Genomic DNA, 12404 nt, shown 5'->3' with positions numbered 1-12404 from the left:
CTCAGTCGGGCTGGACGATCAACTCGCCGGAGCGGCCGGGAATCTCGCCCCACGTGACAGGGTACGATGGCAGCGAGTCGCGGTCCAGCGTCGCGTGGTAGTCGCCCATCGTCGCAAACGTATGGCCCTGTGCGCGCCAGCCGGCGAGCAGCTGCTCGAATACCGGCGCGAGCTTCTGGCCTTCCAGTTCCGCATGCAGCGTGAACACCTGGTCGTGCGGATTGGTTTCCGTGAACTTCAGGATGTGCGCGGCGACGTTGTGCGTGTCGATGCCGTCGATGCCGAGCACTTCGTCGAGGGTCGGCAGCGTGGTCGGCATCTGCACGTGCGACAGCGTGCGGCCGCCGACCACGGGCAGATACGGCGAATGGCCGCGGCCGTCGGATGCGTAGCGCATCCCCCACGCGTCGATCTGCTCGAACGCCGCGTCGTTCATCTGCCAGCCGGCCGCGCCGTGCGTTGCGGGCGGCGCGCCGAAGACGTCGACGAAGCGCGCGTGGCTCTTCTGCATTTCACGCGCGGTCCAGTCGCGATCGCGCACGCGCACGTTGTCCTGCCAGTACACGTGATCCCACGTATGGATCCCGCATTCGAAGCCGGCCTCGTGGATCGCGCGCATGTCGGCGATCGCGCGGCGGCCGATGTCGGGGCCCGGCAGCAGCACGCCGTACATCAGCTGCTTCACGCCGTAGTGCTCGACCACCGACGTGCGCGACACCTTCTTCAGGAAGCCGGGGCGGAACACGCGCCGCAGCGCCCAGCCCGTGTGATCGGGCCCGAGGCTGAAGAGGAAGGTCGCGCGTGCGCTGAAGCGGTCGAAGATGCGCGCGAGGTTCGGCACGCCTTCGCGCGTGCCGCGCAGCGTGTCGACGTCGATCTTGAGGACGATACGAGCCAAGCGAGCGTCCCGTCAGTTCTGCTGCTCGACCAGCGCGCGCGCATCGGCGACATGGCCGCGATACGCTTCGAAGATCTTGCGCAGTGCGTCGTCGAACGTCGATTGCGGCGCCCAGGCGAGCTCCTGCATCGTGTTGTCGATCTTCGGCACGCGGTTCTGCACGTCCTGGTAGCCATTGCCGTAGTAGGCGCCCGACGTCGTTTCGACGAGTTGCACCTGCTTCGCGGAGCTGGCGTATTCCGGGTATTCGGCGGCCAGTTCGAGCATCTTGTGCGCGAGTTCGCGAACCGAGAAATTATTCTTCGGATTCCCGATGTTGTAGATCTTGCCCGACGCGACGCCGTTCTTGTTGTCGATGATCTTCATCAGTGCGCTGATGCCGTCGTCGATGTCGGTGAACGCGCGCTTCTGCGAGCCGCCGTCGACGAGGCTGATGTTCTCGCCGCGCACGATGTGGCCGAGGAACTGCGTGACGACGCGCGAGCTGCCTTCCTTCGGCGTGTAGATCGAGTCGAGGCCCGGGCCGATCCAGTTGAACGGACGGAACAGCGTGAAGTTCAGGCCTTCCATCCCGTAGCCCCAGATCACGCGGTCCATCAGCTGCTTCGAGCAGGCGTAGATCCAGCGCGGCTTGTTGATCGGGCCGTAGGTGAGCGCCGATGCATCCGGGTCGAACTGCTCGTCCGAGCACATGCCGTAGACCTCGGAGGTCGACGGGAACACGAGGTGCTTGCCGTACTTGACGGCCGAACGCACGATCGGCAGGTTCGCCTCGAAGTCGAGCTCGAACACGCGCAGCGGCTGCTGGACGTAGGTCGCGGGCGTCGCGATCGCGACGAGCGGCAGGATCACGTCGCACTTCTTCACGTGATACTCGACCCACTCCTTGTTGATCGTGATGTCGCCTTCGAAGAAGTGCATCCGCTCGTGGTTGACGAGGTCGCCCAGCCGATCGGTCTGCATGTCCATGCCGAACACTTCCCAATCGGTGGTTTCAAGAATGCGCTTCGACAGGTGATGGCCGATGAAGCCGTTCACACCCAGGATCAGGACTTTTTTTGCTTTCATGAATGACGGGAAGAATGAATGAACTGCGCGAATTCCGCGGGCGTCACGACGGTTTCGCTGCCGTCGCGCTGCTGCCACAGCTCGAGAATGGATAGGGCGCGGCTGTCGCCGCAGATGCCGAATAGCGCATTATCGCTTACGTGCAGGCCGGGCGGCAAATCCGCTGCGGCCGCGGCGGCGGCGCTGCCGGGCGCCGCGAGGCGCGCGCGGGCGATCACGAAACGCATGCCGGCGACGTCGGTGAACGCGCCCGGATACGGGGGCGCGACCGCGCGTACCAGGTTGTAGACCTGCGCGGCCGGCTTCGACCAGTCGACGCGGCCGTCCTCCGGCTTGCGCCCGCCGTAGTAGCTGCCGTTCGCGAGATCGTTCGGCAGGTGCGGCGCCTCGCCCGCGAGCAGCGCGGGCAGCACGCGCCAGAGCGTCTGCTCGGCGGCGACCGTCACCTTGTCGAACACCTGCGCGGCCGTGTCGTCCGGCAGGATCGGCACCGCGGTCTGGCCGATGATCGCACCCGCATCGGGCTTCGCGGCCATCTCGTGCAGCGTTGCGCCGGTTTCCGTTTCGCCGTTCAGCACGGCCCAGTTGGTCGGAACCCGACCCCGGTATTTCGGCAGCAGCGAACCATGCATGTTGTACGCGCCGCGCGGCGCGATCGCGAGCAGGTCCACCGGCAGCATGTGGCGGTAGTAGAACGAGAAGATGAACTCGGGCCGCGCGTCGGATACCGCGCGGCGCAGTGCCGGATCGGCGGGATCGGCCGGCGTGACGACCGGGATCCCGTGCTCGGCGGCCACCGATGCGACGCTGCCGAACCAGATGTTCTCGTTCGGGTTGTCCTCGTGGGTGACGACGAGCGCGACGTCGACGCCGCGTGCCAGCAGCACCTGCAGGCAGCGCACGCCGACGTTGTGATACGCGAAGACGACGGCGCGCGGCTTCATTGCGACGTCCCCGTGCGGCTCGCGGGGGCCGGCACCGCCGGCATGCCGTCGTGCTGTTCGAGCACGGCCTGGATCAGGTAGCGCGGCCGTGCACGCACTTGCTGGTAGATGCGGCCGACGTATTCGCCGAGCAGGCCGAGCGCGAAGATGATCACGCCGAGCAGGAAGAACGTGATCGCGAACAGCGTGAACACGCCTTGCACTTCCGCGCCGACGATGAAGCGGCGCACGAGCAGCAGCACGAACAGCGCGGCGGAGCCGAGCGACAGGATCACGCCGATGAACGACAGCCACTGCAGCGGCACGACCGAGAAGCCCGTCACGAGGTCGAAGTTCAGCCGGATCAGGCTGTACAGCGAGTACTTCGACTCGCCCGCGAAGCGTTCCTCGTGCGCGACCTCGATTTCGGTCGGTTTCTGCGCGAACGTGTAGGCCAGCGCGGGGATGAACGTGTTGACTTCGCCGCACACGTTGATCGTGTCGATGATGCGGCGGCTGTACGCGCGCAGCATGCAGCCCTGGTCGGTCATCTTGATCCGGGTGATGCGCTCGCGCAGCCGGTTCATCATCTGCGACGCCTTGCGGCGCCACAGGCTGTCCTGACGCTGCTTGCGGATCGAGCCGACGTAGTCGTAGCCTTCGCGCATCTTCGCGATCAGCTTGCCGATTTCCTCGGGCGGGTTCTGCAGGTCGGCGTCGAGCGTGATGACGATCTCGCCGCGCGACTGCGCGAAGCCGGCGAGGATCGCCATGTGCTGGCCGTAGTTGCCGTTGAGCAGCACGACACGCGTCGTGTCGGGGCGCACGTGGAACTGGTCCGCCAGCATCGCGGCCGAGCGGTCGCGGCTGCCGTCGTTGATCAGGATCACTTCGTACGACGTGCCGAGTGCGTCGAGTGCCGGGTAGAGCCGCGCGAACAGCGCGGCCAGGCCGTCTTCCTCGTTGTACACGGGGATGATGACCGATACCTCCGGGTTCGCGGCGCCCGGATGGCCGGTCCCCGGATGCCCGGCGCGTGCTTCAAGGTGATTCATGTACGCTTATTTTCCGTATTGTTCGCAAATCTGGTTGATGGCGTCGGCCACGCGACGCACGTCGTCTTCCGTCATCTGCGTGAAGAGCGGCAGCGTGACGGTCGATGCACCGTATCGTTCGGCGTGGGGGAACATGCCCTCCTTGAAGCCGCGCGCACGATACAGCGTGAAAAGATGGATGGCCGGATAGTGGACGCCCGTGCCGATCCCGCGCTCCTTCATCTGCGCCATGAAATCGGCGCGCGAGATCGACAGCCGGTCGAGCGGCAGCGTGACCTGGAACATGTGCCAGTTGCTGTTCTCGAAATCGGCGACGGGCAGGCCGAGCCCGAGCTGCACGGCCGCACCGCCGTCGAGCGCGGCGAAATACGCGCGCGCGAGTGCGCGGCGCTGCGCGGTGAAGCGCTCGAGGTGCGGCAGCTGGCCGAGGCCGACGCGCGCGGCGACATCGGTCAGGTTGTACTTGCCGCCGAGCACGTCGCAGTCCATCCCGTCGAAGCCGGTGCGCGTGATGCCCTGCAGCCGGTACTTCTGCGCGAGCGTCGCCTCGTCCTCGTTGTTCAGCACGAGCGCGCCGCCTTCGATCGTCGTCAGGTTCTTGTTCGCATGGAAGCTGAACGACACGATGTCGCCGATCGCGCCGATGCGCTTGCCTTGCCACGTCGAGCCGAGCGCCTGCGCGGCGTCCTCGATCACGCGCAGGTTGTGTGCGCGCGCAATCGCGTACAGGCGGTCCATGTCGACCGGCAGGCCGGCCAGGTAGACCGGGATGAGCGCCTTCGTGCGCGGCGTGATCGCCTGCTCGAGCTTGTCGAGGTCGATGTTGCGCGTGACGGGGTCGATGTCGGCGAACACGGGCGTCGCGCCCGTCTCGAGGATCACGTTGCTGGTCGACACCCACGACGCCGGCGTCGTGATCACCTCGTCGCCGGGGCCGACGCCCGCGATGCGCAGGCCGATCTCGAGCGTGCAGGTGCCCGAATTGAACGCGCGGACCGGACGGCCGCCGCAGTACTCGGACAGCGCGGCTTCGAACTTCTGGCTCTGCGGGCCGGTGGTGATCCAGCCCGAGCGCAGCACGTCGACGACGCCCTGGATGGTTTCCTCGTCGATCTCGGGGCGGGTGAACGGCAGGAACGGAGCGGTAGTCTGGCTCATGAACACTTTGCCTGTAATGGCGTGTAATAAAGGGGTCGGGCGATCCGGCCCGAAACCGGCATTAAACACCGGTTGCCGGATTCGTACCGTGATTTTTTGTAGGCGGACGCTTAATGCCCGCCGGGCCGGCCGGGCGCGCTCAACTGCGCGCGAGCACGAGCACGCCGATCAGGATGATGCCGATGCCGACCAGCCGCTGGACCGACAGCACCTCGCCGAACAGGTACCAGGCGGCGAACGCGTTGACCACGTAGCCGAGCGACAGCATCGGGTAGGCGATCGAAACGTCGACCCGCGACAGCCCGACAATCCAGACGACGACGCTCAGCACGTAGCAGCCGAGGCCGCCGATGATCGGCAGCTGGGTCGCGATCTTCAGGCCGACCGGCAGGATGTTCGCACGGCTGAATTCGAAGTGTCCAACGGCGTTGACGCCGGCTTTCAGCAGAAGTTGCGCACAGGCGTTGAGCATCACGCCGGTGATGATGCAGACGAATGAAACGGGATTCATGCGGCGGGCGTCCTTACGATTGCGGTTTCTCGACGATCACGCGGCGGTTGTCGCGCGCGATCACGCGCATCGGCACGCCTTGCCTGACCAGCGTGTCGTACTGGCCGGGCGGCATGATCGCGAGCGCACGGGTGTCCTGCTTCCAGCGTTCGATCCATTGGTCGACGGTCGGGACCCACTTGTCCGGCTCGACCGAGATGCCGAATGCGAGCTCGTCCTGGCGCTGGACCATGATCGTCGTGTGGCCCATATAGAACGGGAACGTGTGATCGAGCATCTCGATCGAGTAGAACGGCGTGTCGGGCGGCAGCTTCGCCAGTTCGGCGCGCACGGCGGGCGCGAGCAGCGCGCCCGAGCTGTAGCGGCCGAATTCGTCGTGACCGGTGCCGCCGATCGTGCCGAACGCGAGCCACGCGGCGCCGAACGCGGTGATCGCGGCCGCGACGCCCACGCGGCGGTTCAGCCAGGCGGCCGCGAGCGTCAGCGCGCCCGCGACCGCGAGGCCCGCGTACAGCCACACCTGGAATGCACGATACAGCGCGTTCGGCGTGCGGGCGTCGCCCTGATACGCGAGGAAGATGATCCCGAACGCCGCGACGACGAAGAACACGAGGTAGCCGAGCAGGTGGCGGCGGAACCGGTCGGCGCTCATCAGCGGCAGGTACGCGCCGATGATCAGCGCGAGCGCCGGCGCGACCGGCAGCACGTACGAGATCAGCTTCGAGTGCGACGTGCTGAAGAACAGGAAGATGAACGCGCTCCAGATCAGCAGCACGAGCATCGGCGAGAAGCCGTTCGGCTGGCGCGGCATCCGCAGCGCATGGCGGATGCTCTGCCACGCGACCGACAGCCACGGCAGGAAGCCGACCAGCAGCACCGGCACGAAATAGTAGAACGGGCCCGGGCGGTTCTGTTCCGGGGTCAGGTAACGGCGGAACTGCTGGACGATGAAGAAGAAGTTGAAGAACTCGGGGTTGCGCTGCTGGACGAGCACGAACCACGGCGTGACGATCGCGAAGAAGATCACGAGGCCGCTGACCAGGTAGAGCCGCTTCCACAGTGCCCAGTCGCGGGCGATCAGCGTATAGAGCACCAGTACGGCGCCGGGCAGGATCAGGCCGACGAGGCCCTTGGACAGCACGGCGAACGCCATCGCGGCCCAGCACGCCCACATCCAGCCGCGCACCGCGCCCGCCGGCAGCCCGGGCCGCTGCGCGAGCAGCAGCGAGCAGAGCGACAGCGCCATCCAGAACGCGAGCCCCATGTCGAGCGCGTTGAAGTGGCCCATCAGGTTCCAGTACGGCGAGCACGCGAGCACGACGGCCGCGAGCAAGCCGGACAGCGGGTTGAACAGGCGCGCGCCCGTGAAGCCGACCAGCAGCACGCCGGCGAAGCTGGCGAGGCCCGTGTACAGGCGCGCCTGCCATTCGCCGATGCCGAACCAGGCGAACGTCAGCGCGTTCAGCCAGGTCTGCAGCGGCGGCTTCTCGAAATACTTGTAGCCGTTGTAGCGCGGCGTGATCCAGTCGCCGGTGACGAACATTTCCCGCGCCATTTCCGCGTAGCGGCCTTCGTCGCTCGGGATCAGGTGGCGCAGCCCGAGCGGCGCGAACCAGACGATCGCGAGCGCGACGAGCAGGAGGACGAGCGTGATGCGATTGAGCGGTAGCCTCGACGGCGTATCGTTCATGAATTTTCAGCCTGTTGGTTGTTGTAAGCGCCGCCGGCGGGTCGCGCCGGCGGCGGCCGGCTTGCCGGTTGCCGATCCGCGTGATGATCCGGGGATCGACCCGGTGTGCCGGCCCGAGTTTTACCGCATCGGGGATTAACGTTCAATTAAGAGCGCGGCGGCCACTTTGCGGCCCTCGGCCATCAGGATGTTGTAGGTCCGGCAGGCGGCCTGGAAATCCATCGTCTCGACGCCGATCCGCTTGGCCGTCAGCGCGGCCACGAGGCGCGGGTGCGGGAAGCGCAGCCGCGCGCCGCTGCCGAAGATCACGAGTTCGGGGGCCGGGTCGAGCAGCATCGCGAAATGCTCGGGCGCGAGCGCGTCGAACGACGACACGGGCCAGTCCCGCACCGGTGCGCCGGGCAGCACGATGACGCTCCCTTCGTGGCGTTGGAGGTTGACGTCGACATAATCGGGGCCGTAGCCGGTGACGGTGTTGAGCGCGCCGCTCGTGTCCTGGTGCAGTTTCAAATCGGTATTCCGCGGTTCCGTGGAGGGAAGGTCTGGCAAGGGCCGCACGGGCCCGGGCGGCCGTTTCGCGACCGCCGCACGCGGGACGCCTGACGGCGCGGGCCCGGAGCGGCCATGGTGCATTGCGAAAGTTGGCCAAAATCCGCTAAATTATAACTTTTTGGTCGCCCCCGGGCGCCACTTGCATCGTGCGTCGCCACAAGCCGCGTCCGACTGCCCGCATTTTCCCCAGTCTAGACAGCGCGCATAGACCAGCCGCTCTCCAGTTTTGATCCCGTCCCCCGGCCGCAAGGCCAACCCAGGAACCGTGTCGTCGTGAAACCGATTCAGAAGTCGAACAAGCTGCTCAACGTCTGCTACGACATCCGTGGCCCGGTGCTCGAGCACGCGAAGCGCCTCGAGGAAGAAGGCCACCGCATCATCAAGCTGAACATCGGCAACCTCGCGCCGTTCGGTTTCGACGCGCCGGACGAAATCATCCAGGACATGATCCGCAACCTGCCGGCGTCGTCCGGCTATTCGGATTCGAAGGGCGTGTTCTCGGCGCGCAAGGCCGTGATGCACTACACGCAGGAAAAGGGCGTCGTGGGCGTCGGCCTCGACGACATCTACATCGGCAACGGCGCGTCCGAACTGATCGTGATGGCGACCCAGGCGCTGCTGAACGACGGCGACGAAGTGCTGCTGCCGGCGCCCGACTACCCGCTGTGGACGGCCGCCGTGAGCCTGTCGGGCGGCACGCCCGTGCACTACGTGTGCGACGAGCAGAACGCGTGGATGCCCGACCTCGACGACATCCGCCGCAAGATCACGCCGAATACCAAGGCGATCGTCGTGATCAACCCGAACAACCCGACCGGCGCGCTTTATTCCGACGAATTGCTGCTCGAGCTGCTTGAGATCGCGCGTCAGCACGGGCTGATCGTGTTCGCCGACGAGGTCTACGACAAGATCGTCTACGACGGGCTCGAGCACACGGCGCTGGGCTCGCTGTCGGAAGACGTGATCACCGTCACGTTCAACAGCCTGTCGAAAAGCTATCGCTCGTGCGGCTACCGCGCGGGCTGGATGGCCGTGTCGGGCCTCGGCGGCGACAACCGCCGGCGCGCGAAGGATTACCTGGAAGGCCTCGGGATCCTGTCGTCGATGCGCCTGTGCGCGAACGTGCCCGGGCAGTTCGCGATCCAGACCGCGCTCGGCGGCTACCAGAGCATCAACGAGCTGATCGTGCCGAGCGGCCGCCTCTTCAAGCAGCGCGAACTCGCATACGACATGCTCACGTCGATTCCCGGCGTGACCTGCGTGAAGCCGCAGGCCGCGCTGTACATGTTCCCGCGCCTCGATCCGAAGCTTTATCCGATCCAGAACGACCAGCAGTTCATCCTCGACCTGTTGCTCGAGGAACGCGTGCTGCTCGTGCAGGGGACGGGCTTCAACTGGGGCGCGCCGGATCACTTCCGCGTGGTCTTCCTGCCGAACCTCGACGACCTGACCGATTCGATCAACCGGATCGCGCGCTTCCTCGACGGCTACCGCAAGCGTCATTCGGTCTGAGCGGACAGCGTCCCCGGGCATTCATTCAATTCTTACTCATCGATCACACGCAGCATGGAACCGATCAAAGTTGGCCTGTTGGGCTTCGGCACCGTCGGCAGCGGCACCTTCACGGTGCTGCACCGCAACCAGGAAGAAATCAAGCGACGCGCGGGGCGCGGCATCGAGATCGCGCGCATCGCGGTGCGCAATCCGGCCAAGGCGCAGGCCGCACTCGGCGGTAACGCCGGCGCCGCGCAGATCACCGACGATTTCAACTCGGTCGTCGACGATCCGTCGATCTCGATCATCGCCGAGATGATCGGCGGCACGGGCATCGCACGCGAGCTCGTGCTGCGCGCGATCGCGAACGGCAAGCACGTCGTGACGGCGAACAAGGCGCTGCTCGCGGTGCACGGCACCGAGATCTTCGAGGCCGCGCGCGAGAAGGGCGTGATGGTCGCGTTCGAGGCGGCCGTCGCCGGCGGCATCCCGATCATCAAGGCGCTGCGCGAAGGCCTGACCGCGAACCGCATCCAGTACATCGCCGGCATCATCAACGGCACGACGAACTACATCCTGTCGGAAATGCGCGACCGCGGCCTCGACTTCGCGACCGCGCTGAAGGCCGCGCAGGAGCTCGGCTATGCGGAAGCCGATCCGACCTTCGACATCGAAGGCGTCGACGCCGCGCACAAGGCGACCATCATGAGCGCGATCGCGTTCGGCGTGCCGGTCCAGTTCGACCGTGCCTACGTCGAAGGCATCAGCAAGCTCGACGCGACCGACATCCGCTACGCGGAAGAGCTCGGCTACCGGATCAAGCTGCTCGGCATCGCGCGCCGCGCCGAAAACGGCATCGAGCTGCGCGTGCACCCGACGCTGATTCCGGAGAAGCGCCTGCTCGCGAACGTCGAGGGCGCGATGAACGCGGTCGTCGTGCACGGCGACGCGGTCGGCACGACGCTGTACTACGGCAAGGGCGCGGGCGCGGAACCGACCGCGTCGGCGGTTGTCGCGGATCTCGTCGACGTCACGCGCCTGCACACGGCCGACCCCGAGCATCGCGTGCCGCATCTCGCGTTCCAGCCGGACAGCCTGTCGAACACGCCGATCCTGCCGATCGAGGAAGTGACGAGCGGCTACTACCTGCGCCTGCGCGTGGCCGACCAGACCGGCGTGCTCGCGGACATCACGCGCATCCTCGCCGCCACGGGCATCTCGATCGACGCGCTGCTGCAGAAGGAATCGGAGCAGGTCGACGACGCGAACGGCGAAACCGACATCATCCTGATCACGCACGAGACGCTCGAGAAGCACGTGAACGCGGCGATCGCGCAGATCGAGAGCCTCGCGACGGTGGTCTCGAAGGTGACGAAGCTGCGTATGGAAGCGCTGAACTGAGGACCAGGAACGACATGAACTACATCTCCACGCGCGGCGCCGGCATCGGCGAGCGCCACACGTTCTCCGACATCCTGCTCGGCGGCCTTGCGAAGGACGGCGGGCTGTACCTGCCGGCCGAGTACCCGCAGGTGTCGGCCGACGAACTCGCGCGCTGGCGCACGCTGCCGTACGCGGATCTCGCGTTCGAGATCCTGTCGAAGTTCTGCGACGACGTGCCGGCCGACGACCTGCGCGCGATCACGCGCCGCACCTATACGGCCGCCGTATACAGCAACACGCGCCACGGCGAGAACGCGTCCGACATCACGCCGCTGAAGACGCTCGGCACCGAGAACGGCGCGGCGCTGTCGCTGCTCGAACTGTCGAACGGCCCGACGCTCGCGTTCAAGGACATGGCGATGCAGCTGCTCGGCAACCTGTTCGAGTACACGCTTGCGAAGCACGGCGAAGCGCTGAACATCCTCGGCGCGACGTCGGGCGACACCGGCAGCGCGGCCGAGTACGCGATGCGCGGCAAGGCCGGCGTGCGCGTGTTCATGCTGTCGCCGCACAAGAAGATGAGCGCGTTCCAGACCGCCCAGATGTTCAGCCTGCAGGATCCGAACATCTTCAACCTCGCGGTCGAAGGCGTGTTCGACGACTGCCAGGACATCGTGAAGGCCGTCTCGAACGATCACGCGTTCAAGGCGCAGCAGAAGATCGGCACGGTCAACTCGATCAACTGGGCGCGCGTCGTCGCGCAGGTCGTGTACTACTTCAAGGGCTATTTCGCGGCGACGACGTCGAACGACGAGCGCGTGTCGTTTACGGTGCCGTCGGGCAACTTCGGCAACGTCTGCGCGGGCCACATCGCGCGGATGATGGGCCTGCCGATCGCGAAGCTCGTGGTCGCGACCAACGAGAACGACGTGCTCGACGAGTTCTTCCGCACCGGCGCATACCGCGTGCGCAGCGCGGAAAACACCTATCACACGAGCAGCCCGAGCATGGACATCTCGAAGGCGTCGAACTTCGAGCGCTTCGTGTTCGACCTGCTCGGCCGCGATCCGGCCCGCGTGATGCAGCTGTTCCGCGACGTCGAGGAGAAGGGTGGTTTCGATCTCGCGGCGAGCGGCGATTTCGCGCGCGTCGCCGAGTTCGGCTTCGTGTCGGGCCGCAGCAGCCACACGGACCGGATCGCGACGATCCGCGACGTGTTCGCGCGCTACGACACGATGATCGATACGCACACGGCCGACGGCGTGAAGGTCGCGCGCGAGCATCTCGACGCGGGCGTGCCGATGGTCGTGCTCGAGACGGCCCAGCCGATCAAGTTCGGCGAGACGATCCGCGAAGCGCTCGATCGCGAGGCCGAGCGGCCGGCCGCATTCGACGGGCTCGAGGCGCTGCCGCAGCGTTTCGAGGTCGTGAAGGCCGACGCGCAGCAGGTGAAGGACTTCATCGTCGCGCATACGGGCGCATGACGTAGCACCGGGGTAGCGTGCCGCGGGGTCGCAAGCCCGGCGGCGCAGCACGGCCGGAATGCCGATTCGTCGCACGGATCGGGGTTCCGGCCGTTTTCTTTGGGTTGGGCGGCGGCCGCGCACGGGCGCGCCGTCCGACGGCGCGCGAATCGAAACAAGTAAATCGAAACAAGTGCCAGTGCCGCGTG

11 protein-coding genes are annotated in these 12404 nt (G+C 66.3%); 3 read left to right on the top strand and 8 right to left on the bottom strand.

The window, feature by feature from the left end; all coding sequences use genetic code 11:
* Nucleotide 1 precedes the first annotated feature (1 nt).
* The 8 genes from NQV17_RS08435 to NQV17_RS08400 all read right to left on the bottom strand — a co-directional run bounded on the left by NQV17_RS08435 (nucleotide 2) and on the right by NQV17_RS08400 (nucleotide 7813).
* The gene (locus tag NQV17_RS08435) at nucleotides 2–898 is read right to left on the bottom strand and encodes a polysaccharide deacetylase family protein (protein WP_124486273.1); all 897 of its coding nucleotides are present in this window, start codon (nucleotides 896–898) and stop codon (nucleotides 2–4) included.
* 12 nt (nucleotides 899–910) lie between these two features.
* A complete protein-coding gene (locus NQV17_RS08430; RefSeq protein ID WP_052664794.1) occupies nucleotides 911–1966 on the bottom strand; it encodes a bifunctional UDP-4-keto-pentose/UDP-xylose synthase in 1056 nt (351 codons plus the stop codon).
* Complete coding sequence (locus NQV17_RS08425) at nucleotides 1963–2910, bottom strand: formyltransferase (protein ID WP_257771382.1); 948 nt, start codon at nucleotides 2908–2910, stop codon at nucleotides 1963–1965. The genes NQV17_RS08430 and NQV17_RS08425 overlap by 4 nt, the downstream gene beginning before the upstream one ends.
* The gene (locus tag NQV17_RS08420; protein WP_257771380.1) at nucleotides 2907–3944 is read right to left on the bottom strand and encodes a glycosyltransferase; all 1038 of its coding nucleotides are present in this window, start codon (nucleotides 3942–3944) and stop codon (nucleotides 2907–2909) included. The genes NQV17_RS08425 and NQV17_RS08420 overlap by 4 nt, the downstream gene beginning before the upstream one ends.
* Before the next feature lie 6 nt (nucleotides 3945–3950).
* Nucleotides 3951–5102, bottom strand: coding sequence for a DegT/DnrJ/EryC1/StrS aminotransferase family protein (locus NQV17_RS08415; protein WP_044847241.1), 1152 nt, complete (start codon nucleotides 5100–5102; stop codon nucleotides 3951–3953).
* Nucleotides 5103–5241: 139 nt separating this feature from the next.
* Complete coding sequence (locus NQV17_RS08410) at nucleotides 5242–5613, bottom strand: EamA family transporter (protein WP_044847242.1); 372 nt, start codon at nucleotides 5611–5613, stop codon at nucleotides 5242–5244.
* A 13-nt stretch (nucleotides 5614–5626) separates the two neighbouring features.
* On the bottom strand, nucleotides 5627–7303 hold the full coding sequence (locus NQV17_RS08405; protein ID WP_257771377.1) for a glycosyltransferase family 39 protein: 1677 nt from the start codon (nucleotides 7301–7303) through the stop codon (nucleotides 5627–5629).
* A gap of 135 nt (nucleotides 7304–7438) precedes the next feature.
* On the bottom strand, nucleotides 7439–7813 hold the full coding sequence (locus NQV17_RS08400; RefSeq protein WP_006754746.1) for an Mth938-like domain-containing protein: 375 nt from the start codon (nucleotides 7811–7813) through the stop codon (nucleotides 7439–7441).
* Between the two features lie 315 nt (nucleotides 7814–8128).
* On the opposite strand from NQV17_RS08400, the gene NQV17_RS08395 reads away from it, so the two are divergent.
* From NQV17_RS08395 to thrC, 3 genes are read left to right on the top strand one after another with little or no spacing between them, the layout of a single operon-like run.
* Complete coding sequence (locus NQV17_RS08395; RefSeq protein ID WP_257771374.1) at nucleotides 8129–9367, top strand: pyridoxal phosphate-dependent aminotransferase; 1239 nt, start codon at nucleotides 8129–8131, stop codon at nucleotides 9365–9367.
* A 54-nt stretch (nucleotides 9368–9421) separates the two neighbouring features.
* Nucleotides 9422–10750, top strand: coding sequence for a homoserine dehydrogenase (locus NQV17_RS08390; protein ID WP_257771372.1), 1329 nt, complete (start codon nucleotides 9422–9424; stop codon nucleotides 10748–10750).
* A 14-nt stretch (nucleotides 10751–10764) separates the two neighbouring features.
* Nucleotides 10765–12216, top strand: a complete 1452-nt coding sequence (gene thrC, locus NQV17_RS08385; RefSeq protein WP_257771370.1) for a threonine synthase — start codon at nucleotides 10765–10767, stop codon at nucleotides 12214–12216.
* The last annotated feature ends 188 nt before the right edge of the window (nucleotides 12217–12404 follow it).

Origin of the sequence: Burkholderia sp. SCN-KJ, from assembly GCF_024656005.1 — a bacterium.
Taxonomy (GTDB): Bacteria; Pseudomonadota; Gammaproteobacteria; order Burkholderiales; family Burkholderiaceae; genus Burkholderia.
The sequence above is the reverse complement of the archived record's forward strand: the minus strand, read 5'-3'. Positions and strand labels throughout refer to the sequence as shown.

Coding starts and splice junctions, on each gene's coding strand:
- thrC (WP_257771370.1), top strand. CDS start 10,765: ATGAACTACATCTCCACGCGCGGCGCCGGCATCGGCGAGCGCCACACG.
- NQV17_RS08405 (WP_257771377.1), bottom strand. CDS start 7,303: ATGAACGATACGCCGTCGAGGCTACCGCTCAATCGCATCACGCTCGTC.
- NQV17_RS08415 (WP_044847241.1), bottom strand. CDS start 5,102: ATGAGCCAGACTACCGCTCCGTTCCTGCCGTTCACCCGCCCCGAGATC.
- NQV17_RS08410 (WP_044847242.1), bottom strand. CDS start 5,613: ATGAATCCCGTTTCATTCGTCTGCATCATCACCGGCGTGATGCTCAAC.
- NQV17_RS08390 (WP_257771372.1), top strand. CDS start 9,422: ATGGAACCGATCAAAGTTGGCCTGTTGGGCTTCGGCACCGTCGGCAGC.
- NQV17_RS08420 (WP_257771380.1), bottom strand. CDS start 3,944: ATGAATCACCTTGAAGCACGCGCCGGGCATCCGGGGACCGGCCATCCG.
- NQV17_RS08430 (WP_052664794.1), bottom strand. CDS start 1,966: ATGAAAGCAAAAAAAGTCCTGATCCTGGGTGTGAACGGCTTCATCGGC.
- NQV17_RS08425 (WP_257771382.1), bottom strand. CDS start 2,910: ATGAAGCCGCGCGCCGTCGTCTTCGCGTATCACAACGTCGGCGTGCGC.